This window comes from Gymnodinialimonas sp. 57CJ19 (genome assembly GCF_038396845.1).
In the GTDB taxonomy this organism is placed as follows: Bacteria; Pseudomonadota; Alphaproteobacteria; order Rhodobacterales; family Rhodobacteraceae; genus Gymnodinialimonas.
On record NZ_CP151587.1, the window covers coordinates 3,347,181 to 3,372,529 of the forward strand.

Annotated in this window: 23 protein-coding genes; 7 read left to right on the forward strand and 16 right to left on the reverse strand. The window is 62.8% G+C overall.

All coding sequences use genetic code 11. The features are described 5' to 3' along the window. Positions 1–12: 12 nt before the first annotated feature. Complete coding sequence (locus tag AADW23_RS16315; RefSeq protein WP_341862000.1) at positions 13–1,488, reverse strand: PLP-dependent aminotransferase family protein; 1,476 nt, start codon at positions 1,486–1,488, stop codon at positions 13–15. 130 nt (positions 1,489–1,618) lie between these two features. On the opposite strand from AADW23_RS16315, the gene ltaE reads away from it, so the two are divergent. Then, on the forward strand, positions 1,619–2,650 hold the full coding sequence (ltaE, locus tag AADW23_RS16320) for a low-specificity L-threonine aldolase (protein WP_341862001.1): 1,032 nt from the start codon (positions 1,619–1,621) through the stop codon (positions 2,648–2,650). A gap of 84 nt (positions 2,651–2,734) precedes the next feature. Next, complete coding sequence (locus tag AADW23_RS16325; RefSeq protein ID WP_341862002.1) at positions 2,735–3,661, forward strand: aminotransferase class IV; 927 nt, start codon at positions 2,735–2,737, stop codon at positions 3,659–3,661. Here the strand turns inward: AADW23_RS16325 and AADW23_RS16330 are convergent. Further along, on the reverse strand, positions 3,658–4,803 hold the full coding sequence (locus AADW23_RS16330) for an alpha-D-ribose 1-methylphosphonate 5-triphosphate diphosphatase (protein ID WP_341864348.1): 1,146 nt from the start codon (positions 4,801–4,803) through the stop codon (positions 3,658–3,660). The genes AADW23_RS16325 and AADW23_RS16330 overlap by 4 nt on opposite strands. Positions 4,804–4,843: 40 nt before the next feature. On the opposite strand from AADW23_RS16330, the gene AADW23_RS16335 reads away from it, so the two are divergent. Then, on the forward strand, positions 4,844–5,524 hold the full coding sequence (locus tag AADW23_RS16335; protein WP_341862003.1) for a DUF1045 domain-containing protein: 681 nt from the start codon (positions 4,844–4,846) through the stop codon (positions 5,522–5,524). Here AADW23_RS16335 and phnN read toward each other — a convergent pair. Further along, positions 5,500–6,078, reverse strand: a complete 579-nt coding sequence (gene phnN, locus AADW23_RS16340) for a phosphonate metabolism protein/1,5-bisphosphokinase (PRPP-forming) PhnN (RefSeq protein ID WP_341862004.1) — start codon at positions 6,076–6,078, stop codon at positions 5,500–5,502. The genes AADW23_RS16335 and phnN overlap by 25 nt on opposite strands. A gap of 92 nt (positions 6,079–6,170) precedes the next feature. Between phnN and phnF the strand changes: the two genes are divergently transcribed. From phnF to AADW23_RS16355, 3 genes are all read left to right on the forward strand, one after another. Then, entirely contained in the window at positions 6,171–6,896 is a 726-nt protein-coding gene (gene phnF / locus AADW23_RS16345; RefSeq protein WP_341862005.1) for a phosphonate metabolism transcriptional regulator PhnF, read from the forward strand. A 148-nt stretch (positions 6,897–7,044) separates the two neighbouring features. Beyond that, positions 7,045–8,388 (forward strand): efflux RND transporter periplasmic adaptor subunit, encoded by a 1,344-nt coding sequence (locus AADW23_RS16350; RefSeq protein WP_341862006.1) that lies wholly within the window; start codon positions 7,045–7,047, stop codon positions 8,386–8,388. Beyond that, positions 8,385–11,492 (forward strand): efflux RND transporter permease subunit, encoded by a 3,108-nt coding sequence (locus tag AADW23_RS16355; protein ID WP_341862007.1) that lies wholly within the window; start codon positions 8,385–8,387, stop codon positions 11,490–11,492. The genes AADW23_RS16350 and AADW23_RS16355 overlap by 4 nt, the downstream gene beginning before the upstream one ends. 102 nt (positions 11,493–11,594) lie before the next feature. Here the strand turns inward: AADW23_RS16355 and AADW23_RS16360 are convergent, their stop codons facing one another. After that, on the reverse strand, positions 11,595–13,166 hold the full coding sequence (locus AADW23_RS16360; protein WP_341862008.1) for an AMP-binding protein: 1,572 nt from the start codon (positions 13,164–13,166) through the stop codon (positions 11,595–11,597). Positions 13,167–13,321: 155 nt separating this feature from the next. On the opposite strand from AADW23_RS16360, the gene AADW23_RS16365 reads away from it, so the two are divergent. Beyond that, positions 13,322–14,119 carry an SDR family oxidoreductase gene (locus tag AADW23_RS16365; protein WP_341862009.1) on the forward strand — a complete coding sequence of 266 codons (798 nt, stop codon included), beginning with the start codon at positions 13,322–13,324 and terminating at the stop codon, positions 14,117–14,119. A gap of 17 nt (positions 14,120–14,136) precedes the next feature. Here AADW23_RS16365 and AADW23_RS16370 read toward each other — a convergent pair whose 3' ends face one another. The 12 genes from AADW23_RS16370 to AADW23_RS16425 form a co-directional block, all read right to left on the reverse strand. Further along, positions 14,137–15,042, reverse strand: coding sequence for an SDR family oxidoreductase (locus tag AADW23_RS16370; protein WP_341862010.1), 906 nt, complete (start codon positions 15,040–15,042; stop codon positions 14,137–14,139). Next, complete coding sequence (locus AADW23_RS16375; RefSeq protein WP_341862011.1) at positions 15,029–15,262, reverse strand: hypothetical protein; 234 nt, start codon at positions 15,260–15,262, stop codon at positions 15,029–15,031. Before AADW23_RS16375 ends, AADW23_RS16370 begins: the two co-directional genes overlap by 14 nt. Before the next feature lie 36 nt (positions 15,263–15,298). Continuing rightward, positions 15,299–16,450, reverse strand: a complete 1,152-nt coding sequence (locus tag AADW23_RS16380) for an acetyl-CoA C-acetyltransferase (protein ID WP_341862012.1) — start codon at positions 16,448–16,450, stop codon at positions 15,299–15,301. After that, positions 16,443–17,489 carry an acyl-CoA dehydrogenase family protein gene (locus AADW23_RS16385; RefSeq protein ID WP_341862013.1) on the reverse strand — a complete coding sequence of 349 codons (1,047 nt, stop codon included), beginning with the start codon at positions 17,487–17,489 and terminating at the stop codon, positions 16,443–16,445. Before AADW23_RS16385 ends, AADW23_RS16380 begins: the two co-directional genes overlap by 8 nt. A gap of 5 nt (positions 17,490–17,494) precedes the next feature. Further along, positions 17,495–18,658, reverse strand: a complete 1,164-nt coding sequence (locus tag AADW23_RS16390; protein WP_341862014.1) for an acyl-CoA dehydrogenase — start codon at positions 18,656–18,658, stop codon at positions 17,495–17,497. 6 nt (positions 18,659–18,664) lie between these two features. Continuing rightward, positions 18,665–19,552, reverse strand: a complete 888-nt coding sequence (locus tag AADW23_RS16395) for an enoyl-CoA hydratase (protein ID WP_341862015.1) — start codon at positions 19,550–19,552, stop codon at positions 18,665–18,667. 116 nt (positions 19,553–19,668) lie between these two features. Beyond that, a complete protein-coding gene (locus tag AADW23_RS16400) occupies positions 19,669–20,223 on the reverse strand; it encodes a thioesterase family protein (protein WP_341862016.1) in 555 nt (184 codons plus the stop codon). Next, the gene (locus AADW23_RS16405) at positions 20,168–20,896 is read right to left on the reverse strand and encodes an ABC transporter ATP-binding protein (RefSeq protein WP_341862017.1); all 729 of its coding nucleotides are present in this window, start codon (positions 20,894–20,896) and stop codon (positions 20,168–20,170) included. The genes AADW23_RS16400 and AADW23_RS16405 overlap by 56 nt, the downstream gene beginning before the upstream one ends. Next, positions 20,883–22,685, reverse strand: a complete 1,803-nt coding sequence (locus AADW23_RS16410; protein WP_341862018.1) for an ATP-binding cassette domain-containing protein — start codon at positions 22,683–22,685, stop codon at positions 20,883–20,885. The genes AADW23_RS16405 and AADW23_RS16410 overlap by 14 nt, the downstream gene beginning before the upstream one ends. A 1-nt stretch (position 22,686) precedes the next feature. After that, the gene (locus tag AADW23_RS16415) at positions 22,687–23,586 is read right to left on the reverse strand and encodes a branched-chain amino acid ABC transporter permease (protein ID WP_341862019.1); all 900 of its coding nucleotides are present in this window, start codon (positions 23,584–23,586) and stop codon (positions 22,687–22,689) included. 117 nt (positions 23,587–23,703) lie between these two features. Further along, positions 23,704–24,456, reverse strand: a complete 753-nt coding sequence (locus AADW23_RS16420; protein WP_341862020.1) for a TetR/AcrR family transcriptional regulator — start codon at positions 24,454–24,456, stop codon at positions 23,704–23,706. Next, complete coding sequence (locus AADW23_RS16425; protein WP_341862021.1) at positions 24,456–25,346, reverse strand: TIM barrel protein; 891 nt, start codon at positions 25,344–25,346, stop codon at positions 24,456–24,458. The genes AADW23_RS16420 and AADW23_RS16425 overlap by 1 nt, the downstream gene beginning before the upstream one ends. Positions 25,347–25,349 lie beyond the last annotated feature (3 nt).

Genomic DNA, 25,349 nt, shown 5'->3' on the forward strand with positions numbered 1-25,349 from the left:
AACACCAGCAAGTCACCCCATCTCGGCGATGGTCTCGGCAATCAATGCCACCCCATCGGCGATCCGTGCCGTCTCTATGGTGGCAAACCCCAACCGCAGCCTGTTGCGCGGTGCGCCCTCACACCCATAAAACGCCGATCCCGCCTCGACCAGCACGCTCTTTTCGCGCAGGGCTACGGCCAAGGCGTCCGCATCCAGCCCCTCTGGCCCCAACATCCACAGCGTCGTGCCCCCTGTGGCCCGGCTCAACGCGGGCGTTAACCCGTTCTCTGCCAAGGCCGCCCGCAAAACCTCATTGCGCCGCGCCATCCGCGTGCGCATCCGGCGTGAATGGCTGTTGTAGTGCCCCTCTGACAGGAAATAGGCCACCGTGCGCTGGGTCAGCCCCGGGGGATGGCGCTCTGATAACGTCCGCACCGCCCGCGCGTGGTCCACAAACCGCGCGTCCGCGGTCAAATACCCCAACCGCAGGCCCGGAAAGATAGATTTGGAGAAACTGCCCACATAGACGACCCGCCCCTGTTGATCCAACGAGCGCAAAGCCGGAAGCGACGGGGAGGCGTAGCTCATTTCGTAATCGTAATCGTCCTCTATCACGATGAAATCGCTCGCCTCGGCCCGCTCCAACAAGGCGCGGCGGCGGGCCATGGACATGGTCGCGCCGGTGGGGGCCTGGTGGGACGGGGTCACAAACACCGCTCTGACCCCGTCGGGGATCTGATCCACCTGCATCCCATCGCGATCCACCGGCACCGGGTGGATGGTCAGCCCCTGTTGGCGCAGCAGGTTGCGCAACTCTGGATAGCCCGGCTCCTCCATCGCGACATCGCCGCCTTTCCCGCCAAACAGCACCTGCACCGTCAGCCACAGCGCATTCTGTGCGCCCGCCGTGACCAGCACTTCATCCACCGTCGCAGCCACGCCACGCCCGGACACCGAGCGGCGTACGATTTGTTCTACAAGAAACGGATCGTCGCGGTCACTGGCGTCATCGGCCACTTGCTCGAAATGTCGTTTCCCCAACCCGCGCCGCACGCAATCGCGCCAGTCGTCCACCGGGAACCGCGCCACGTCGGGCTCTCCGAAAATAAAGGGATAGCGATATCTGCGCCAATCCGCCGGAGAGGCCTGCGCCCCCAAGGCGGGCGGCACCGGGCCAAGGCGGGCGCCCCAATCCAACCGAGCCGCGTCATCGGCCTGTCCCAAGGGGCTGACCTCCATCTGCGTCGGCGCATCGCTGGCCACAAAGAAACCGGACCGGGGCAGCGATACGATATAGCCCGTGGACAGCAGGCTTTCATAGGCAAGGCTGACGGTTATGCGGCTGATTCCAAGGTGTTGCGCCAGGGCACGCGTGGCGGGCAACCGGTCGCCGGGCGCAAAGCGTCGGTCCCAGATGGCACGGGTAATCGCGTCCTTCAGGCGTGTCTGAAGGCCCACGTTGGCATCTTCTGGCAGGAAGATATGGTGCTCGGAAATGATGGCCATAGAGACTCGCTAAAATGATAAGGCCAGAATGGGGAATTCTGCCCGAAACAACAAGGCCAAGCGTCGTCTTGGGGTTGCCAATGCCCCGCGCCCATGGTGCTTTCCCCTGACCGTAAAGGAGCCGCGCGTGATGCCCCAATATACTGCCAATACCTCGCCCCGTGGTCGCGTCCTTGCGGACCTGCGATCAGACACCGTCACGCAGCCGTGCGACCAAATGCGCGCGGCCATGGCCGCGGCGGAGGTGGGCGACGATGTGTATGGCGACGATCCCAGCGTGAACCGCATGGAGGCCTCCCTGGCAGAGCGTTTGGGCAAGGACGCCGCCCTTTTTGCCCCCTCGGGCACGCAATCCAACCTGTTGGCGATGCTGGCCCATTGCGGGCGCGGAGAAGAGGTTATCGCGGGCGGTGCGTACCATGTGATCCGCTATGAGGCGGCGGGTGCCTCTGTCTTGGGCGGCGTGGCCTTGCACGCTTTGGATGTCGCCGCCGATGGCGCGTTGGAAGCCGACGATATTACCGCGGCGATCAAGGAAGACGACAGCCACCATCCCATCAGCCGCCTTTTATCGCTGGAGAACACTCACAACGGCCAAGCGGTATCCCTGCCCCGGATGCAGGCCGCCGTGGACGCGGGCCGCGCGGCGGGGTTGAGCCTGCATCTGGACGGCGCCCGGTTCTTCAACGCCATCACTGCCCTTGGATGCGCGGAAACGGCGCTTGCGGGGCCGTTTGATACCGTGTCGATCTGCCTGTCCAAGGGCCTCGGCGCGCCAATCGGGTCGGTTCTTGTGGGGCCGAAAGACCTGATCGCGCGGGCGCGGCGGATGCGCAAGATGTTGGGCGGCGGGATGCGGCAGGCGGGGGTTTTGGCCGCGGCCGGGCTTTACGCACTGGACAACAACGTCACCAGATTGGCCGAGGATCATGCCCGCGCAGAGGATCTTGCCAGGCACCTGTCCGCGCTGGAATTGGGCGACGTCTCGCAGAACACCAACATGGTTTTCCTGACGCCGCGCCCGGGGTTGGAGCTGAGCCAACTGGCCAGCCACGGCATCCGCACCTCTGCGCCGGAACCCGCGCTGCGTCTTGTTTTGCATCGCGATATTACCGACGCGGGATTTGCGGCCACGAAGGCGGCGTTTGCCGCTGTTGCATAGGGTATCGGCTCGCCGATTGAAGGACACATATGCCCCGGCGCGGTGGCATCCGCCGCAAAGGCGCAACAGAAAATGAGGCTTCCCATGAACGATACACTCACCACCCATGATGCGCTGGAAGACCCGCGCAATGCCGACATCAAGATCTACGTGAACGGCGACATCGTCCACCGCGACGATGCCAAGGTGTCGGTCTATGACAGCGGGTTTTTGTTGGGGGATGGCATGTGGGAAGGTCTGCGCCTTTACGAGGGCGTGTGGAGCTTTCTTGACGAACACATGGACCGCTTCTTCGACAGCTGCAAAGCGGTGTCGCTGGATGTGGGCATGGACCGCGCGGGCATCTTCGAGGCGCTGGAGGCGACGCGGAAGGCCAACGATATGCACACCGACGTGCATTGCCGCCTGATGCTGACGCGCGGGGTGAAGGTGAAGCCGTTCCAGCACCCGTCGCTGTCCCGCTCGGGTCCGACCCTGGTGATTATCTGCGAACACTCCAAACCCGTGGACCGCTTGCACGACGCGGGCATTCGCCTGGCCACGGTGCCACAGGTGCGTGGCCTGCCGATGAGCCAGGACGCCAAATACAACAGCCACTCCAAGCTGAATTGCGTGATTGCCTGCCTTCAGGCCGAGCAGGCGGGGGCGGACGAGGGGCTGATGCTGGACCCCCATGGTTTTGTGAACACCACCAACGCCTGCAACTTCTTCATCGTGCGCAAGGGCGAGGTTTGGACGTCGACCGGGGATTACTGCATGAACGGGGTGACGCGTCAGAAGGTGATTGACCTGTGCCACGCCGAAGGGATCACGGTGCGAGAGAAGAACTACTCGTTGTATGAGGCGGTGTCAGCGGACGAGGCGTTCCTGACCGGCACTTTCGGGGCGCAAACCCCCGTGGCCGAGATTGATGGCAAGCCGATCGGCACCATGGACCGCCCCGTCACCGCCCGCATTCAAGCCGCTTACAAGGCATTGATCGCAAGGCATATTGCAGAGCAGAGCGCCTAGGCCACCCGCGCGCCCGCCGACCACACGCTTTGGACCACCGGCACGCCCTCATGGGTGCGGAAGCGGACCACATCGGCGCGTTGTCCCACGGCCAGCGTGCCCCGATCCGTCAGGCCCGAGACCCGCGCAGGCGCGGTTGTGACCGTGGCCATGGCGCGGGCCAGATCGCCCCAGACCTCGCCCAAACGCACGGCCGCAAATAACAAAGCGGACGGCACGTAGTCCGACGACAGAATATCGAGTGTGCCCGCCTCGGCCAGTTCCAACGCCGAGACATTGCCCGAATGGGACGCGCCCCGGATCAAGTTGGGGGCGCCCATCATCACCGCAATCCCCGCGTCCCGGCAAGCGTCGGCCGCGATGCGCGTGGTGGGGAATTCGGCCAGGGCCACGCCGTGGGTGCCGGACCGCGCCACGTGATCCGGGGTCGTGTCATCGTGGCTCGCCAAGGTGGCCCCAAGCCGCGCGGCGGCGGCAACGGCGGCGGCTTCATGGACCTCGCGCACCTCTTCCCCTAACGCGGTGCGGGTACGGACGTGTTCATCAAAGGTCCCCTGGGACAGCCCGTGTTTGCCGCGCATGTAGATCTCGTATTGCTTGAGGTCCGCGAACTGCCTTTGTCCCGGCGTGTGGTCCATCAACGACACGATGCCCACGCGATCCTCGGGGCCGAACTCTTCCAATTCCTCGATTAACGAATGAGAGCAGATCTCGGCCCGCAGGTGCAGGTGGTGGCTGATCCTCAACGCGCCGCGTGCGCGGGCTGCCAGCATCTCTGTCGCCATTTCGCGGGCATAGCGTGCCCAACTGGCATCGCCCTGCGCCTTGAGCGACCCGGCGCGGATGGCGTCAAAAACCGTGGTGATGCCGCAGGATGCAAGCTCGGCATCATGGGCAACGAGGGCGGCGGCATGGGGCCAATGGACGCCCGGACGGGGCCGAATGTGGCGTTCAAGATTGTCGGTGTGCAGCTCGACCAGCCCCGGCGACACGATATCGCCCGCGCAATCCACGGCCCCCGCAGGCACGGTAGCGCCCTCGGTCACATCCACGATATGCGCGCCGTCGAAGGTGATCTGGCCGCGCACTTCGCCTTGGGGCAGGATCAACCGGGCATTGGCAAGGGTCACGGGCTGGGGCATCAGAGAGGACGGATCAGGCATGGCAACCTCTGGGGAAAAAATGGATCGGTTCAAAAGATACGGTTTATATGTGGTGCCCGAGGGCGCGTTATTCTCAAAAGGCTCTACTTGGTTGGGGTGGGATAGTGTCGCGGGAAAACCTGTGGTGCATTCCCCGGTTGACGACTTGCCCGAGGATATTGCCACCCTCACCGCCACGCCCCGAAAATACGGGTTCCATGGCACGATAAAGCCGCCGTTCGTACTGGCAAAGGGCACGGATGCCGATGGGCTGAATGATGCCGCCCGCGCGTTTTGTGCGACCCGCCCGCCGGTGGTGATCCCCACGCTGGAGGTGCGGCGGCTTGGGGGATTTGTGGCGCTGGTGCCGTCGGAGCCCTCGGGTGCCTTGGCCGAATTGGCCAGCGCCGCCGTGGCAGGTTTGGACAGCTTCCGTGCGCCACCGTCGGACGCGGAACTGGCGCGGCGCCGGAAGGCGGGCCTGACCGAAGCGCAAGAGGCGCTGCTGCAGCGTTGGGGCTATCCTTACGTGATGGAGGCGTTCCGTTTCCACATGACCCTGACCGGGCGCACGCCCCACGCCAACGCGGTTCAACGCGTGCTGGCGCAACACTTTGCCCCGGAGCTGTCTGCGCCCTTCGCCATCAACTCCCTTGCTTTGATGGCCGAGGGCGACGCGGGGGTTTTCCACCTGCTTCATCGCCACCCCCTTTCGGGATAAAGCGCTGATATCGCGGCAGAAACGCTTGCTTCCAGCGTGTCGGAGTTATCGACCTCTACCACCTGCAAGCCGGGGGGCATGGGCGGCGCAATGCGCGATAATCGGCGGTCGCGCCCGGCGCGATCTTCCCGCCCCCGAGAGGTGAGGCGCTGCGACAAAACATCGGGCGTGGCGGTGATGTGCAGGACGACAAGCCGCGCGAACTGCTGGCAGGCTTGCGCCAAGACGCTGCGCGACAGGTTCGCCAGGACATCTTGCCCCCCTGCCAACGCGTCCGAAACCTGTGCCGGGATACCATAGGACAGGCCATGGGCCTGCCAATGCAGCGCGAATGCCCCTTGGGCGAGGCGGGTGGCGAATTCGGCCTCTGTCACGGCGTCATAATCTTCGCCCCCCGCCTCCGGGGCGCGTGTGATAACCCGACGCGCCCGGTGCAGCGCCGGAACCTGGGCGCAGATCCCCGCCATCACACTGTCTTTGCCACTTCCCGATGGGCCCACAACGACAATAAACCGTCCCGGTGCCACGTGATGGGGATCAAGGACATTAGACATATTACCGGGTTGTCCGTTTATTTATACAACTATACAAATACTCTGCGCCTGTCGTTGACCACATGCAAGCCTCTCATCGGGAAAGGATGATCATGGGACGTATCCCGATCTGGACGGCGATCCACGACACCCTGGTCGAAGAGATTGCCGCCGGGCATTTCCCGCCCGGAGCACGCCTGCCGACCGAGGCGCAGCTGGCGGATCGCTTCGGTGTGAACCGCCACACCGTGCGCCGGGCCTTGGCCGCCCTTGCGGATCGCGACATTGTCTTTTCGCGGCGCGGTGCCGGGGTCTTTGTGCGCCATACCCCAACGCCCTACCCCATCGGGCGCCGTGTGCGGTTCCACCAAAATCTGTTGGACGCCAACCGCGTACCTGATCGGCGTGTCTTGCATCTGGAAACCCGCACCGCGACCCTGGACGAGGTCGAGGCGTTGGATCTTGGTGGTACGCCCCTGATCCATATCTCCGAGGGGATCATCCGGTCCGATGATGTCACCGTCGGCGCGTTCCGGTCGGTTTTTCCCGCCGCCCGGTTCCCGGACTTTCTGGAAATCATGCGAGAGACACGCTCGGTCACGAAAACCTTCGCGGCCCATGGCGTGACTGACTACACCCGCGCCCGAACCGAGGTCACGGCCCAGGTTGCCACGAAATCCCGCGCCGACCTGCTGGAAATACGCCCTCGGGATCCGATCTTGCGCACGATCAGCATCAACGTGGATCACGAGGGCGTGCCGATAGAATTCGGACGGGCGTGGTTTGCCGCAGACAAGGTCACGCTTACGGTGACGGACACTGAACCACGGGGCTTCTGACGCCCTGAACTGACCGATCGCTGCCGAGAGTTGGCAGGCAAGATCCGGGCCCCCTGCCCTATTTGCAGAAAAATTCGCCGCACGGCGACGGAAACCGAGCGCTCGCCCGTTCAATAAAGAGCATGCATACTCGGGGACCGTTCAAACGATGCGTAAGCTACTTACTCTTGTTGTCGCGCTGGCCATTCTGACGGGCGCTTATTCCTATTCCTTCGGCGTGCCTGCGCCGCTGCTTGCCATGGTTACGGGTACAGCAGATGGCCCGGCAGAGGCTGAAGAGACTGCCCCTGCCGCGCGTCCCGGTGGCGGGGGTGGGCCGGGCGGCCGCGGGGGTCGTGGGGGCCGTGGAGGCGGAGCAAACACCACAACCGTGGTGACCCAAGCGCTGGAAATGCGCCCCCATGAAAGCGTGATCAGCGCCGTTGGCACCGCCTCGGCTTTGCGCAGTGCGGAAGTTGTGTCTGACGTTGCGGGCACTGTGGTTGAGACCAATCTGATTGCCAACCGGGAGGTCACCGCGGGCGATGTTCTTGTGCGCCTCGATGCCCGCGCCGAGGTCTTGAACCTTGAAGTGGCCACCGCGCAACTGGAACAAGCCATCGCCACCGTTGCACGGTACGAGCGCTTGCAAGCCACCGGCACTTCCACTGTCACCGAAGTGAGCCTGTCCGAGGCCCGGTTGGCGCAACGGTTGGCCGAGGCGGATGTGGGGCTGGCGGAATTGGCCGTGGAAGAGCGGATCATTCGCGCGCCCATCAGCGGGCGTTTGGCGCTCAGCGATGTGGAGGTTGGCGACACGCTCAGCGCCAACAGCGTGCTGGTCAGCATCGACCAGTCGAGCTCGTTGGTGATTGAGTTTGAGCTTCCTGAGCGCGCCGTGGGGCTGTTGGCCGAGGCCGAGGACGTCCTCGCCACGACGTCTACATTCACTGGACGGGTGTTCACTGCCTCCATCATATCGTTCGACAGCCGCATTGATGACGTGACCCGCAGCGTCACGGTCGAGGCGTTGATCGACAACGCCGATGGCCTGTTGTGGCCCGGCATGACCTTCGCCGTGCGCCTGACGCAGGAAAGTGAGCCTTTGCCCGTTGTCCCTTCGACTGCCATCACATGGTCACGGGAGGGGTCGAGCGTTTGGATTGATGCGGGGGGCGTGGCCGAGCAGGTGCCGGTGACGATCCTGTATCGCCAGAACGACTCTGCCTGGATCAGCTCGGATATTGCCCGAGGGGCCATGGTCGTGACGGAAGGCGCCCACAAGCTGCGCGAAGGTGCGGCGATTTCGACGGGGGCTGGTGAGAGGCCTCGGGCGGCAGAAGGTGCTGGGAGGAATGCAGAGGACGATGGCGCGCCAGAGGACGATGGCGCGCCAGAGGCCGATGCGGGAACTCGCCCCCGTGACCGCGAAAACGGACAAAGGGGCCGAAATGCCGGGGCCGAAGAAGCGGACCCGAGCGCCGACGCCACCAAACCGGAAGACGCGACATGAGCACGTCCAAAGCCCCAAGCCGGAAAACTGGCTTCACCGATCTGTTTATTGCCCGCCCGATCCTTGGCATTGTCTTTAACCTGTTGATCCTGATCGCCGGATTGGCCGCATTGGTGGCCGTTGACGTGCGCGAAATGCCCGATGTGGATTCCCCGGTTCTGTCGGTTCGAAGCTCCTACCCAGGGGCCGTTGCCGGCACCGTGGACCGCGATGTCACGCAGGTGTTGGAAGATGCGCTCAGCGCGTTGGAAGGCCTCGCTTACATGGAGTCCACCTCCAGCGCTGAATCCAGCCGCATCACCATTGAGCTTTCCGGCAGCACCGATGTGGATGTTGCCGCCAATGAGGCCCGAGAGATCGTGTCGAGCACCCTGCGCCAGTTGCCCGACGGCCTTGATGATGACCCCACGGTCACCAAAAGCGATGCCGCCGCCGATGCCATCATTCGCCTTGCCCTGTTGGGGGACGCGGATCTGAACACGCTGACCGCCTTGGCCGAAGGCGCGGTCTATGACCGTCTGTCCACCATCGACGGCATCGCCGAAGTCACTGTGCGCGGCAACCGTGCCAACGAGTTCCGCGTCACCTTGGACCGCCCTGGCCTGCTGAGCCGTGGCCTGACGATTTTTGACGTCTCATCCGCTTTGGCGGCGCTGCGTGATGACACCCCCCTGGGCACGTTGGAGACCGATACCCAAACCCTGGCCCTGCGGGTCGGCAATGCCAATGTGACTGTGGATATGGTCGGCCAAGTGCCGATCGACGCCAATACCCGCGTCGCCGATGTGGCGTTCGTGCGCCTGATGCCGGAAGACGGCGCAGTAGTCACGCGGGTCAACGGGCAGACGGCTGTTGGCCTCGACATTACGCGGCAATCGGTGGGCAACACGCTTGCGATCTCGCGCGATGTGGGCGTGGCGGTGGAAGAACTCCGCGCCGCGCTTCCCGAGGGGGTAGAGTTGGTGGTGACGTCGGATGATGGCATTTTCATCGAAGGCTCCATCAGCGAGGTAATCAAATCCATCGGCCTTGCGACCCTTATCGTGATTGCGGTGATCTTCGCGTTCCTGCGCTCGCCTCGGGCGACGATCATCCCTGCCATCACCATTCCCGTGGCCTTGGTTGGCACGATCGCAGCGATCTGGATCACCGGTTTTTCCGTCAACACCATCAGCCTTCTGGCGTTGGTCTTGGCGACCGGCATGGTGGTGGACGATTCCATCGTTGTGATTGAGAACATTGTGAGAAAGCGCAAGCAGGGCTTGGGCGCGTTTGCGGCGGCGGCGTCTGGCACGAATGAGGTGTTCTTTGCGGTTATCTCCACCACCGCGACCCTTGCGGCGGTGTTTATCCCGATCTCGTTCCTGCCCGGTCAAGCGGGCGGCGTGTTCAGCGAATTCGGCTTCGTGCTGGCCTTTGCGGTGACCCTTTCGTCGATCACGGCGCTGACGCTTGCCCCGGTGCTTGCGGCCTTCCTTGACCCCGGCAAAATCGCAGACACGACCCCTGCCCCGTCCAAACCCGGTTGGCTGTCGCGGGCGTTTGACACCGTGATGGACCACGCCATTCGGATGCCCCTGATCGTCGTGGCCGTCGCGGGCGGCTTTGCCATTATCGCAGCGGGCGCGGCGGGGTCCTTGTCCTCCAGCATCACCCCGACCGAGGATCGCGGCTTCTTTCTTGTGTCAGCGCGGGGCGCGTCGGACACCACGATTGATTACCTCGACACCCAAGTGGAGATGATCGAGGAAATCCTGACCCCATACCAGGAAAGCGGCCAGATCGCGGCGGTGCAAAGCATTGTCGGTGTTGGCAGTGGCACCAGCGCCTTCATTATCGTGCGCCTGCCCGATTGGAATGAACGGGACTTCTCGCAAGAACAGATCGTGTCCGAGATCAGCACCCTTTTGGCCGAGGTTCCCGGCGTACAGGCCAGCGCCCGGTCCACCAACAGCCTCAACATTCGCGGCGGCGGACAAGGTTTGCAATTTGCGATTACCGGCACCAATGTCGATGACATGACCGAGGCCGCAGCCGAGCTTGTGGCCGCCATGGGCCGAGACGAAAGCTTCTTCAACGCGCAGCTGTCCAACGATGCCGTGCAAGCCCAGTACGAGGTGCGCGTTGATCCCGAAATGGCCCGGCTCTTTGGTCTGACGGAGGCGGAGATCACCCAAACCGTCAGCGCGATGATCCAAGGCACCACCGCCGTGACCGTGTTTGCCGACGACCAGGAAACCGATGTGTCCGTGGTCCCCGGCGGGCCGCCGATCAATGACCCCTCGGACCTCGACTCGATCCAGTTGCGTCTGCCCGGCGGCGGCTATGTGCCTCTGTCCTCGGCCGCGACGCTGGAACCAATCGTGACCCAATCCTCGCTTCAACGCCAAGGCGGCGCGCTGGCCGTTTCCGCCCAGGCCAACCTTGCCGAAGGCGTCGATCTGGGCACCGCCATGGCCCGCCTGTCCGAGATCGCACAGACCAGCCTGCCCGACGGCATGGGCCTGATCTTCATCGGAGAGGCCGCATCGCTGAGCGATAGCCAGACGGCGATGTACACGGTGTTCGGCGTCGCGTTCCTGATCGTGTTCCTTGTGCTGGCCGCCCAATTTGAAAGCGTTGCCAGCGCCTTGGTTATCATGTTGACGGTGCCTTTCGGGCTGGCCGCGGCGCTTCTGGCGATTTCCGTGACTGGCGGGTCGTTGAATTACTACAGCCAAATCGGCTTGGTGATGCTGATTGGGGTCATGGCAAAGAACGGCATCTTGATTGTCGAATTCGCCAACCAATTGCGCGAGGCGGGCCAGGATATCGACAGCGCCATCCGCGACGCCCTGCGCCTGCGCATCCGGCCTGTGATGATGACGATGGTCTCCACCGTCTTCGGCGGCTTGCCCCTGATCCTGACCTCGGGCGCGGGCGCAGAGGCGCGGATCGCCGTGGGCTGGGTCATCGTCGGCGGCTTGGGCTTCGCCACCGTCTTCACCCTTTTCCTGACGCCGGTGTTTTATCGCTGGATTACCGTCTGGGGGGCAGTACCCGGCATGGCCGCAAAACGTCTTTCGCGCGAGAGTACCGCAGAGGAGACCGTTGCGGCGCAGTAATGCCCGTGCGAAATCCCCTTACAAGGGGTGGTGCCCGCTGTGCCCGATGACCCTGCGGTTCCGGGCCGATCCGGGCCGTCGCAGCGCGAACCCGCGCGCGTTTCAGGCAACGTCCTCTGAGAGGAGACGCTTGAGAACCTTACCCTGCGGGCTGAGCGGAAGCTCTGTTCTGAACTCGAACGCGCGGGGCACTTTATAGTTGGCCATATGGTCGCGGGACCAGGCGATCAGGTCAGCTTCACTAACGCTTGAGTTCGGGCGCAGCACGACAAAGGCTTTCCCGACTTCGCCCATTCGCGCATCGTCGATGCCAATCACAGCAACCTGTCCCACCGCCGGGTGGGCGGACAACATGCGTTCGATCTCGGCGGGGTAGCAGTTGAACCCGCCGGTGATGAACATCTCCTTCATGCGATCCTCGACGACGAGGTTGCCGTCATCGTCGTAGCGCCCCACGTCACCGGTATGCAGCCAGCCGTCGGCGTCAATCGTCGCCGCGGTTGCCTCGGGATCATCAAAGTAGCCCTGCATCACGATGTAGCCGCGGATCACGATCTCTCCGGTTTCGCCGCGGGGCAGGATTTCCCCCTCAGGGTTCATGATCTCAAGCTCGATGCCCGGCATCGGTTTGCCCGCAGTTTTCGACACCGTCGCAATAGGATCGGTGGTGTTGCACATGGTTCCATAGCCGCCACATTCCGTCAGCCCATAGCCATTGCACACGCCCTCACACCCCAGATCGCTGCGCATGCGTTCCACGAGGACAGACGGAATGACCGCGCCGCCGGTGATGCCCAAGCGAAGTGTTGAGCGATCAATGTTTTCAAAGCCGGGGTGGTTCAACATGCCCTGGAAGATCGCCGGGGGGCCGGGAATGACGCTGATCTTGTCGCGGGCGACCCGTTCCAGAACCTCTTCTGCGTCGAAGGCCTGATGGGGCACCACCGTTGCCCCGACGATCAACGATCCGATCGCGCCGCCACGATACCCGAACGCATGGAAGAATGGCGGGATCACCAGGGTGCGGTCGCCACGGCGCAGGCCCACGCGGGCTGTCCATGCGGCCACGACATCAAGAAACTGCTTATGGGCATACATGACACCTTTGGAGCGCCCCGTTGTGCCCGAGGTAAACAGGATATCGCAGATTGTGTCGGGCGTGAGCGCGGCCTCTCTCTGTGCCAAAACCTGCTCAGGCACAGCATCGGCACGCGCCATGAAGGCATCCCATGCGGTGTCCGTTTGTGTGGCCCCGATGACCACAACCTCTGATATCTGTGCGCGGGTGGGTGCGGTCAGCATGTCGGGATAATGGCTGCCCAGAAAATCCCCCACCGACACGATGAGTTTCGCGCCGCCGCGCAGGGCCAGATCCTCGATTTCGGCCCCTTTGAAACGTGTGGAGACCGGGATCAGGATCGCGCCGACGCTGGCAATCCCCATCGCGGCCACCAGCCATTCTGCGGAATTTGGCGCAAGGATCATGACACGGTCGCCCGCCATCACGTCTGTAGCAATCAACGCCCGCGCGAAAGTTTTCCGTTGCGCGTCAAACGCGCGGAAGCTCAGCTGTGTGGCGCCGTCGTCAATGAACATGTCCTCGCCGTAAACCTCGGCCGCGCGTGCACAGCAGGCAGGCAATGTGGTGAAAGTCCAATCGTGTGATACGAGCATCACGCCCCCTGAAAGATCCAGAAATTGCAACCTGTTCGGTCGGTGTGAAAGCATTGCCCCAATCGGCCGGGAAATGGCATCGTCCAATAAGACGACGTCTTTGGCTGCATCTTCTCTAGGTCTGAGCCACGGAATTTGGAACAAGGATCAACGCTATGCGCGCACCAATCTCTTCGGGTGACATTCACCTGGGCGGCAAGATTGCCATCGTAACCGGTGGCAGCCGGGGCATCGGCGCGGGGATCGCCGCAATGTTGCTGGAGGCCGGGGCGGAAGTTGCGATTTGCGGGCGCAGCGCACCAGAGGTCTTGCCCCAAGGCGGCGGCAAGACGGCTCGTTTCTGGCCCTGCGATGTGCGCGACGCGGGCGCGGTTGCCGAATTTGTGGCCAGTGTGGGCAAAGCCTTTGGCCGGATTGATATCCTCGTCAATAACGCCGGCGGCGCGCCCGCGTCCGATGCGGCGACGGTCTCGCCCCGGTTTCACGAAAAGATCGTCGCGCTCAACCTGATGGCGCCAATCCACATGGCGCAGGCCGTGCATTCGTGGATGGTCCGCAATGAAGGGGGGGGCAGCATCGTGAATATCGCATCGGTTTCAGGAACGCGGCCCTCGCCGGGGACGGCGGTATACGGGGCCGCGAAGGCCGGACTTTTGGGCCTGACACGCAGCCTGGCCGCAGAATGGGGGCCGACCGTTCGGGTCAATGCGATCGTGGTGGGGCTGGTCGACAGTGGCGGCGATGCCTTGCCCTACGGAACCGCGGCAGCACAGGAAGCGATTGCGGCGTCCTTGCCGCTGAAACGGCTGGGGGTGCCAGCCGATATCGCGGCGGCCACGTTGTATCTGTCCAGTCCGATGGCTGCCTATGTCTCGGGCGCGGTGCTGGAGGTTCACGGCGGGGGCGAGCGGCCCCTGTTCCTTGATCTGGTGGCGCAGCATTCCGGGGGCTGAGCCCCCGGAGTGCCCGTTCAGGACGTCCCCCACACCGGCTTGGCCTTGGGGCGATCAGCCATCAGCCGGTCCACGGCACCGCCGACTTCCTCGGCTTGCCACATGCGACCGGCATCTTCCGAGGGGCCATCGCTCCAGCCAAGACACAGCGTCAGCTTGCCGCCAATCAGTTCAAACACCTGCCCCGTTACCTCTGACGACGCCGCAGAACACAGCCACGCCACAAGCGGAGCGGTGTTTTCGGGCGCGAACGTGTCAAAATCGCCGTCCTTCTTGCTCATCGCTTCGCCGAATGCGCCTTCGGTCATTCGCGTACGGGCGTTGGGAGTCAGCGCATTGGCCGTGATGCCGTAACGTGCCAGTTCCGCCGCCTGAACCAATGTCATCGTGGCAATGCCGCCCTTCGCCGTTGAATAGGCCGTCTGCCCCATGGAGCCGTGCAGCCCGGCGCCCGACGTGGTGTTGACGATACGCCCGTCCACCGGCTTGCCCGCCTTGGCCTGGCCGCGCCAGTAATCCACCGCATGGCGAGAGGTGCAAAAATGGCCGCGCAGGTGGACGTGCATGATTGCGTCCCACTCATCCGGCGTAGCCGAGACAAACATCCTGTCGCGCACGAAACCGGCGTTGTTGACCACTGCGTGGAGGCCGCCGAAGGTCTCGATTGCCTGGGCAACCATGGTGCCCGTCGCGTCCCAATCGGCAACATCGGCGTGGTTGGCAATAGCGCGTCCGCCGGCTGCCGTGATCTCGGCCACGACGGCATCTGCGGGGCTTTCGCCCGTATCCTCGCCATGGTTGCTGACGCCCAGGTCATTTACCACAACCGCAGCCCCCTGGGCCGCCAGCTCCAGCGCATAAGCGCGGCCAAGGCCCCGGCCCGCGCCTGTTACAATCACCACCCGGTCGTCACAAATGCCCATCTCGAGCCTCCTCATTCTGTGTATTTCGCCCCAATCGCACCGGGATCGCATTTTCCCTGTTGCGCGGGCGGTTCGGTTCCATTTCGGTCAGCGGCGCGGTTTCGCACAGGCTGCCCAGGGCGCGTTTTGCCAGGCGCTGGTATTCACCGTGGCCGTTGTTGCGCCAAGCGATCTCATCCGCTGACAGGGACCGCGCGATCCGCGCTGGTGAGCCCGCCACCGGACGCAGCCCCTCGAACGCGCAACAGGCCATGGTCTAGAGACGCTCGATGATGGTCACGTTGGCCTGGCCCCCGCCCTCGCACATGGTTTGCAAACCATAGCGCCCGCCGCGGCGTTCCAGCTCGTATAGCATCGTGGTCATCAACCGCGCGCCGGTGGCGCCAAGGGGATGCCCGAGCGCGATAGCGCCTCCATTCACATTGACCTTGTCGTGGGGAATGCCAAGTTCCTTCATCCACGCCATCGGGATCGACGCAAATGCTTCGTTACATTCAAACAGGTCGATATCGTCGACGCTCAACCCGACTTTCGCCAAGGCATGTTGCGTTGCGGGGATTGGCGCGGTCAGCATCCAGACCGGATCAGCGGCGCGCACGGTCAGATGGTGAATGCGCGCACGGGGCTTGAGGCCGTGATCCTTCACCGCCCGCTCAGATGCGATCAGCAAGGCCGCCGCGGCATCGGCGTTCTGGCTTGCGACGCCTGCATGGATCGTGCCGCCTTCGCGCAGCGGTTGCAGGGTCGCCATACGCTCCAGCGTGGTATCACGGCGCGGCGGTTCATCGTGATCGAGCCCGTTGAGCGGCGCGATTTCCGGGGCGAAACGGCCTTCGTCCATCGCCGCCAGGGCGCGGGTATGGCTTTCCAAGGCGAAGGCTTCCATCTGATCGCGGGATATCTCCCACTTGTCGGCGATCATCTGGGCAGAGCGGAACTGGTTCACCTCGGCATCCCCATAGCGGGCTTGCCACCCCGGAGAGGTCGAGAACGGATCCGGGAAACCAAACGCCTGCCCCGCCATCATCGCCCCGGAAATCGGGATCGCATTGAGGTTTTGCACCCCGCCTGCCACCACCAGATCCTGCGTGCCGCTCATCACACCTTGCGCGGCAAAATGGACGGCCTGCTGGGACGAGCCGCATTGGCGGTCAACCGTGACGCCGGGAACATGCTCGGGCAGCCCCGCCACCAACCAGCAGGTCCGCGCAATGTCGCCTGCTTGTGGCCCAAGCGTTTCGACACAGCCAAAGACCACATCGTCGACCGCTGCCGGATCTATGCCGGTGCGTTCCATCAGGACCTTGATCGGATGGGCCCCAAGATCGGCAGGGTGCAGGTCTGCGAAACTGCCCTTCTTGCGGCCCACGGGAGTGCGGATGGCGTCGATGATATAGGCTTCAGGCATGGGATGTTTCCTGCGGGAAAAGAGTGTCGGGGGCGAAAGGCAGCGCGTCCAGCCGCGCTGCATAGCGATTTCGGTGGTGTGTTTCGGTGCCAAAGGTCCGGCGCAACGCCAAGGTACGCTTGAGATAAAGATGCACGTCGGCCTCTTGCGAGTAGCCCATGCCGCCGTGGACCTGAATGGCCGTGCGCGTGGCAAGGTCCGCCGCCCGGCCACAGGCGATTTTCGCGTGACTGATCCGGGCGCTCGTGGCCTGCCCCGCCCCCGGCAACAGCGCCGATGCCGCATGCAGCACCGGGCGTGCAAATTCCACCGCGACCTGCGCGCTGGCCAAATGATGCTTCAGCGCTTGATTGACGCCAATGGGCTTGCCGAATTGCGTACGCTCGCAAGCATAAGCGACCGAGATATCAATGGCCTTCTGCGCGATGCCCAGAAGTTGCGCGGCGGCAAAAAACGCGCCCGCGTCAGCGGCCTGGTTTGTGACTTGCGCCGCGGCATCGCCCTCGGCCACTACGTCTGCGCTTGTGCTGGTCACGGTGAGTAGCCGGCGCAACGGGTCGATTGTCGGTTGCGGTGTCAGCGTGACGTTCGCGGCCGCCGCAAGGCGCACCCGATCCGTGTCCATGATCAGGAAATGACTGGCCCGGTCCGCGCCATCGACAAGACGCGCGTCCGGGTGGGACACGGCGACGTGGGTCGACCCTGCCAAAACATCGGCGATCAACGCCTTTTGCCCCAGAGAGGACAAAGCGGGCAGAACAACGCCCATGACGTTCAACAAAGGCTCGGGCAACAAGGCCGCGCCACAGGCCTGGGCAATATCCACCACGTCCGGCCCCGACAACGCGAGGCCGCCCTGAGCCTCGGGCATCAACGCGCCCAGAAGTCCCAGATCGACCAAGCCCTGCCACCGGGCCTGATCAAAACATCCCTCCGATGCCGCCAGCTTTCGCAGGTCTGCAGTTGTGCAATGCTCCGTCAGGAACCCCTGCACCATTTCGGACATCATCAACTGTTCTTGGGTGAAGACGAATTGCATCGCGGTCACTTCCTTGGCATGCCGAGCATCCGCTCGGCGATGATGTTGCGTTGGATCTCGTTGGTTCCGGCGTAGATCGGTCCGGCGAGGGAAAACAGATACCCGTCCAGCCAACCGCCCGCATCGGGCGCCGCATCAGCGCCCGGGAGCAATTCCGCGCTGCCGCCCAAAATATCGAGGGCGGTTTCATGCAGCGCGATGTCCAGCTCGGACCAGAAGATCTTGTTGGTGGATGCCTCGGCCCCGATCGAGCCCCCCGCGACCAACCGAGAGGCGGTCGCGTAGATCGACAGGGCATAGGCCTCGGCCCCCATGCAGGCATCCGCGACCCGTGCGCGCAAGGTGGGATCGAGCGCCTCCCCTTGAGAGCGCGCCAAAGCCACAAGCGCCTGTGCGGCCATTTGATAGCGTGCGGGGCTGCGCAGCATAAGGCCCCGTTCAAACCCGGCCGTGGCCATGCAGATTTTCCACCCCTCGCCCTCGGCCCCAAGGATATTTTCCGCAGGCACCCGGACGTCGTCCAAATGCAGTTCCGCGAACCCGTGTTCGCCGTTGATCTGGTGGATCGGAGTCCGTGTGACGCCCGGCGTGTCGAGGGGGAACAGGATGAGGCTGAGCCCGTGATGGCGTTCGCTATCCGGGTCACTGCGAAACAGACCAAAGGCCCAATCGGCATAGACCGCCCGTGACGACCAGATCTTGTGACCTGAGAGCACGTATTCATCACCGTCGCGCACGGCCTTTGCCCGGACCGCTGCCATATCTGATCCGGCCTGAGGTTCGGACCACGCCTGCGCCCAGATTTCCTCACCGGTCGCCATCTTGGGCAGGAATCGCTTTTTCTGCGCGTCGGTTCCGAATTCCATCAACGTCGGCCCCAACAGGAAAATTCCGTTCTGGTTGACCCGAAGAGGGGCACGGGCGGCGTAGTATTCTTCTTCGAAGATCAGCCAGCGGATCAGGTCGACACCGCGTCCACCGTAGGCCTCTGGCCATGTGACCATGCCCCATCGCCCCTCGTTCAGGACCGCCTCCCAGGCGCGGTGCGCTTCAAACCCCTCACGCGAGGCATCGAAACTGGGCAATGGCGTGGCGGGCACATTGTCGGCCATCCAATCGCGCACCTCCATTCGGAAGGCGTTTTCCTCGGGGGTAAATGTCAGGTCCATGAAAAATCAGCCCTTCTTCGCGGCGTCTTTGTTGGCTTTCGCCATTCCGCCCGCGTCGAGGCCCGAAAGCCTGTCGCCAGACACCAGTTCGTTCTGGGCGTGGGCGAAGTGATGCATATGGAACACCGCATCCATCGAGGTGCGCTTGCCCCGTGCATCCTCCACATGGTTCACCGCCTGTTTGGTCAACCACATGCCAAGCGGCGGCATCCCGGCCAATTTCTCGGCCCATTGTGTCGTGGTTGCGGAAAGCTCATCGCGTGGCACGATCTTGTTGACCATGCCAAACGTCTCGGCCCGCGCGGCAGGCATCCGGTCGCCCAGAAGCAAGAATTCCTTGGCGACACGCGGCGGCAACTCAAACGCATGGGCGAAATATTCGACGCCCGGAATGCCCATCCGGATCACCGGGTCCTGAAAGAACGCGTCTTCTGACGCGACGATCAGGTCGCAGACCCAAGCCAGCATCAAGCCGCCCGCGATGCAGGCGCCTTGCACCATGGCGATGGTGGGCTTTGGGCAATCGCGCCACCGACGGCACATGCCAAGGTATTGCTCCTGCTCGCGCGCATAGAGGAACTCTGCGCCGTCCTTCCTGGTGTGGTCTTCCCACAACAAGCGCCGCTCAAACGGTTGATCCACATCGCGACCCGGCGTGCCAATGTCGTGACCTGCGGAGAAATGCTTCCCCTCGCCGCCCAGAACGATGGCCTTCACGTCGTCATCATCAACGGCACGGCGGAACGCATCGTCCAGAGCATAGGTCATCTGGGAATTTTGGGCGTTGTTGAATTTGGGCCGGTTCATCATGATCCAGGCCACAGCGTTTTCGACGCGGTATGTGACCGGTTCATCTGTCTCGTACTGTGGCGCGCTTGGCTGATCTTGCGTCATGGGTTTCGGTCCTTGTCCTATGCAGGCGCGCCCTTGGTTCGGTCGCCCGTTTTCCCTGTCAGACCTACGCGCCACGGGCCGCGCAATCATCGTCTGTTGAGACTAACGCACCCGCCTTAGTCCTGGCGGTCCATGCTGACGCGGCGTCCAAGACCCTCAGGCACAGGCACACCTTTTTGCGTTTCCAGCAGGGCGTTCCAGGCACGGGATTGCGCGTTATCGGGGATTGGCGCGGGCCTGCGGGTTGTCAGATCCATATGGAGGAGCATGGTTTCCATCGTGGCAGAGCGGCGACCGTCCGACCTGTTCCAAAGCTGAAAAAACAGATGGAACCGCTTGCCGTCCGTCGCGGCCAACCATGCGGTGACACAGATTGGCGTGCCTTCCAGCAATTCCGCCTGATAGCGGACATGCTTCTCGACGCGGAAATAGCCTTTCGCCTCTTGCTGAGGGTACGCCGGCGTCCACCCCATATCATAAAAGAACGCCATATCGGCGTTCTCCATGATCCGGTCATAGGATTTCACGTTCATATGCCCGTTTTCGTCGATGTCATCGGGTCCGACGTATCCTGTCCAACAAACGGGCCCCGCCGAAGCCGGTAACGCTGCATACTCACCCATTGGAGGCCGTCGCCAGGCGTTCAGCGTTCCAATCTGCCAGCCGCGCATCAAGATCGCTCGAGGCACATTCCAACGCCACTTCGCCCCGGCTGATGATCATTGCGCGGTCGGTGTAGGGTTGTGTCAACTTCAAGTGCTGCTCCACGATCACGACAGCGGTGCCGGATTCCGCCCACTTTCGCAAGAAAGACAGGATCGGCGGCAACAGCATCTGGGCGACACCCATGGAAGGCTCGTCACACAGCAGAACCTTCGGTCGGGCGACAAACGCCTGCCCCAAAGCCAGGATCTGTTGTTGACCGCCTGAAAGGTCACGGGCTGGCTGATCGCGCTTTTCCTGGAGGATCGGAAACACTTCATGGATCTCCCGAAGCGATTTCTCAAAACTTCCCTTGTCGCGCACTGCCGCCGCCTGGCCCAAGCGAAGGTTGTCGTAGACCGTCAACTCCGGAAAGACGCGGTGGTTATCGAGGACCAGCCGCAACCCTTCACGCGCCACTTTTTCAGGCGGCAAGCCCGTGACGTTCTTGCCGTTGAGCACGACAGACCCCGAGCTTGGCGTGTTGAACCCACTGATCGCACGCAGCAGCGTCGACTTGCCCGCGCCGTTTTCGCCGCCGATCAACAGAATTTCTCCGGGTTCGATGGACAGGGATACATCGCGCACAACGGGGATATCGCCGTATCCAGCGGTTAAACCTTTGACTTCAAGCAATGGCATGATCGCCTCCCACAAAAAGATGCTGAACGGCGGGGTCTTTCGCGAGATCATCGGGGCGGCCCTGCGCCACGACCTGCCCGGTCTCCAGCACGGTGATCCGGTCCGCAATGGACCAGACGAGCTCCAGGTCATGCTCCACCAGTACCACCGCCGTGCCAAGTTTTTGGCTAAGCAACCGCACAAGGTTCGAGAATTCCGCCCGCTCTTCGCTAGAAAGGCCCGCGGCAGGTTCGTCGAAAAGCACGACACGGCTGTCTTTCAACACCACGCGCACGACCTCAAGAATGCGGCGCTGACCGTGGGAAAGAAGCGTCGGCATTCCGTCGGCATGTTCCGCCTCCATCTGACGCAAGATCCGGGCCAGTTCTTCGGGCAAGGCCGTTTCGCGCGCATCCAGACCGACGCGTACGTTGTTCCACACCGAGAACGACGGGAAGATACGGGGCGTCTGAAACGTGCGCCCCAGACCCAGGGACGCAATTCCCGGCGCAGATGCCGCGGAGACATCGCGCCCGGTGAAGGTGTAGCTGCCATCATTCATGCGGCTGAAACCGTTCAGGATGTTCAGAAGCGAGGTTTTTCCCGATCCGTTCGCCCCGACCAGACCGTGAATTTCGCCCGGCCGAAGATCCATATCGACATGGTCAACGGCGACCACAGAGCCGAAACGCTTGGTCGCCCCCTTGACCGAGATGATCGGCTCGGCGTCGGGGCTGGTCGCGTGATCTGGCAGGCTCGATAGCCAATCCGTCAACGCCGTCAGGTGAAAGGCGCGCTCGCCGCCGCCGCTTTGGCTCCGTTTGCGGCGCCATTCCTCGACCGTTCCAACGACCCCATCGGGAAATACCAACACGACGAAAAGCGTGATGAACCCGTAAACCAGCGGTTTGTAATGCGCTAGGTCGACCAGCAGGATGTTGGGTATCGTGAAGACCGCCCAGATTCCGATAACCGGCCCCAGGATTTGCCCGCGCCCACCGACAACCACTGCAAAGAAGAAGATGAAAGAGACATCCATCAAGAAGCTTTGCGGTGTCACAAAGCTTACCGCAGGAACGAAAAGCAGGCCGCAGATGCCGGTGCCGATGGCGGCAATAAGGAACGCGGCAGAGCTCATCACGCCGGGACGAATGCCAAGCGAGCGCGCGGCCTCGGGGCTTTCCGCAGCGGTGCGCATGCGCCGGCCAAGCCGGGAGCGGCGCATCATCAGATGAAACGTCAGTGCCGCGATCGGCGCCGCCGTGCACAGCAGTGACAAGCCACTGATGCCAAACAGGAAAGGCTCGTTCAAGGACGGCATCGACATGGGAATACCGTTGAGCCCCTGCGTGAGATCATCCATTTGCAGCAACAACTGCGGGAAGACGACCGCCGCCGATAGCGTCACGAAGCCCAGGTGGAACCCCTGCACCCGCAGCGCCGGAAGTGCGAACAACAGCCCGCCCCCCGCCGCCGCGATCAGACCCCACAGTAGCCCCAAGGCAAGGGGCATCTCGTGGATGCCGTAGGCGATGGCAAAGCCATAAGCGCCAAGCCCCAGCAAGACGCCTTGGCCAAAGGATTTCTGGCCCGCGTCCACGAAAAGCCAGTTCTGCAAGACCGTCACAGCGATGTAGATATTCATAAGCTGGAAGGAGTGCTCCCAATATGAGTTTCCGATCAGCGCCGGCACGATACCGGTAATCAACAACAGACCTGTCGCCAGCCAAAGCTGCTGCATGTCGCTGTCAAAGCCCGAGTTTTTCGGCGCCGCTGGGGATTGCGAATTATTCAAGGTTTGCGTGTTCATCTTACACCTTCCGCGCGGCTGCACGGCCAAACAGGCCTTGTGGCAAGAACATGAGGATCGCAACCAGAACCAGAAGCGAGGCCAGATCCTGATAGGCGCCGCCGATGTAAAACGCCGTCATTGCAGCGACGATGCCCACAAGCGGCCCTCCGATCAGGGTGCCTGTGTTGTTTCCGATCCCGCCAACGACGGCCGCCACGAACCCATTGAGAACATAGCGCAGGCCCGCGTCAGGGCTGACCGAAATCATCGGGGCAACCATGAAGCCCACGGACCCCACGATGACACCTGAGATACCGAAAGCCAGAAGTTGCAACTTCCGCACATCAAGACCTGCTGCGCGGGCGGCCTCGAAGTCCTGGCTCAATGCGCTGATTGCCAGCCCGTAGAAGGTACGCCGCAGGAACCACCGCAGGGCAAAATACCACAAGAACATGGAGGCAATGGCCAGAAGGAACGCCCCCGGCGTGCGGACGCCAAAGATCTCGACCCGTGGCACGGGGCCGCGAACCATGTTGCCGAAGACGCCAAAGTTCAGCGTCAGCAGCGACGCAATGATGACCGATACGGAAACCGTCGAAATGATCCAACTGTTCTGTTCCACAGAGGATCGCAGCGGTTTGAGCGTCAGCCACCCCTGGGCGGCGGTCAGAATACCGATGCCGATGCTGACAAGGATCAGGACCGGAATCCAGATGCCGAAGCCCACCCGGTTGGCAAACACATACGCCCCGAACGCGCCCAACAGGAAGATCGCACCCTGCGCGAAGTTCAGGATGCCGGTGGCGTTATGAACGATGTTGAAACTCATCGCGATGATGGCAAATAGTGCCCCCACCGCGGCCCCTCGCAGTATGATCGTCGAGACCATATCGAAGTTCATAAAAAGATCGCTAAACATCCATCCTCCCAAACGGTTCTGCGCCGTCATGACACGTGGATCGTCCAAACTTGGATACCACCCTGACAGTGTCCCAACCATGAACGGTCATGGCGGGCGAACCATCGTCCCTACGGACTAAGGTTTAGATTCCGTTGGCGGACCGATGCTTTCCGCGATGCCGCCCAAGTCGTCGATCACGGAGCCCAATCGCGCGCGCAGGGTTTCGAGCCGGTGATCGGATGCTTCCGGGCCGCAAATGCTGCTGAGGGCAAGATCGGCGATCGCTTCTGCAACTTCTTGCGCGCTCAACCGTCCGTCGGCGCGGTACCAGCGCGAGGTCCAGTTCGCCATACCGATAATTGAAAACGCCGAGATCTGGGCGTCTACGCGGCGAAACTCTCCCGCCGCGATACCCTCTCGAATCAATCGCACGTGTTCATCGTAGATGGCGCGCCGGGACTGGTCGTAGTCCTTGCGCAGGTGATCGGGGATTTGTGCTTCCAGCCGCGCAAGCCGCACGAACCGAGACCCGAACGACAAGCGCCGCACCACGCCATCCAGAACAACATCGCGAAGCCGTTGCGTCGCACTAAGTCCCGGCTCGTTCGCCAATTGATGAATACGCGCGACCGGCGCCAAAGCCTCGGATTCCACGATGGAAGCCAGAATTTCGTCCTTCGACGCGAAGTAGTGATAGATTGCCGAGCGCCCCAGCCCCACCTCCCGCGCGATTGTGGCCATCGAGACGCGATCAAACCCGTGTTCGTCGAACATGCGCGCGGCGATGTCCAACAGCTCTTCGCGCACCAGCTCTTTGCGGGGGTTGGTTTCGCGGCGCGGTTCCCGGTCCGTGTCCGGGCGTGCTGTGTTCATTTTCGTGTCTGACATCACCGGTCATCCCTTATCAGTGCAGCCGCCTGTTTGACTGCCCGTCGCCCCGTCTCGGCCGCGTACCGGGCGCATTGCTTCGCAGGCATCGCGGCCGCTTGTGGGGAAATCACCTCGACCGTGACACCGTGGCGGCATGCGGCTGGCCACAGCGCGGCCAGAAATCCGGCGCTATCGACGCCGCCTCCTTCGCCCGGAAACAGGCGGTTCTGTGTTGCCGCGAGGCGCGTTTGAAGATCCGTTGGCGTCATCGGAAAAGCATCACTGATTTGAACTCCAACAACAAGAGACGGATCAAGGGCTGACAAGCGGTCCGTGTCCAGTGGGCCACTCACCGAAAGATGCCATGCATCGAGCAACAGGCCCGCCGCCGCCCCGCCCGCGTCCACCAATGCGATCGCATCGGGCAACGCCGAAATCCTGCCCCAGGAGATCAGCTCCAACGCAATCCCAAGTCCCGCGTCCGACGCACGGCGACAAAGGTTCTGGAAGGGCGGGATCAAATCGGTAAGGGGAATATCCTTCCCCGCGATATCTGCGCCAACGTTGATATGCGTTGCGCCGAACAATTGCGCAGTTGCTATGGCGTGCTCGGCAGAGCCAAGATCCGGTGCGTCATGCCAATCCGCTAAAAATTCAACCGCCGGGACGCTCAGCCCTGCTTCGGAAACGGCATCCCGCAACGCCACAGGGTCCGCGCCGTCGGCCACCAGGGCAGCGTGATCCCGAAAATGGACGAGCATTCCATCAAAGCCGGCACGGGAAACCGCATCAACGCGGTCGTGAAACCCGTGTCGCGCCCCCTGCCCCGGCAAGGCACCCGCGATGGTATGAGAGGCGCAGATCAAGCGCGGCCGTTCGGGCGTGGCCGAGGGTCGGTCGGGCACCATCCC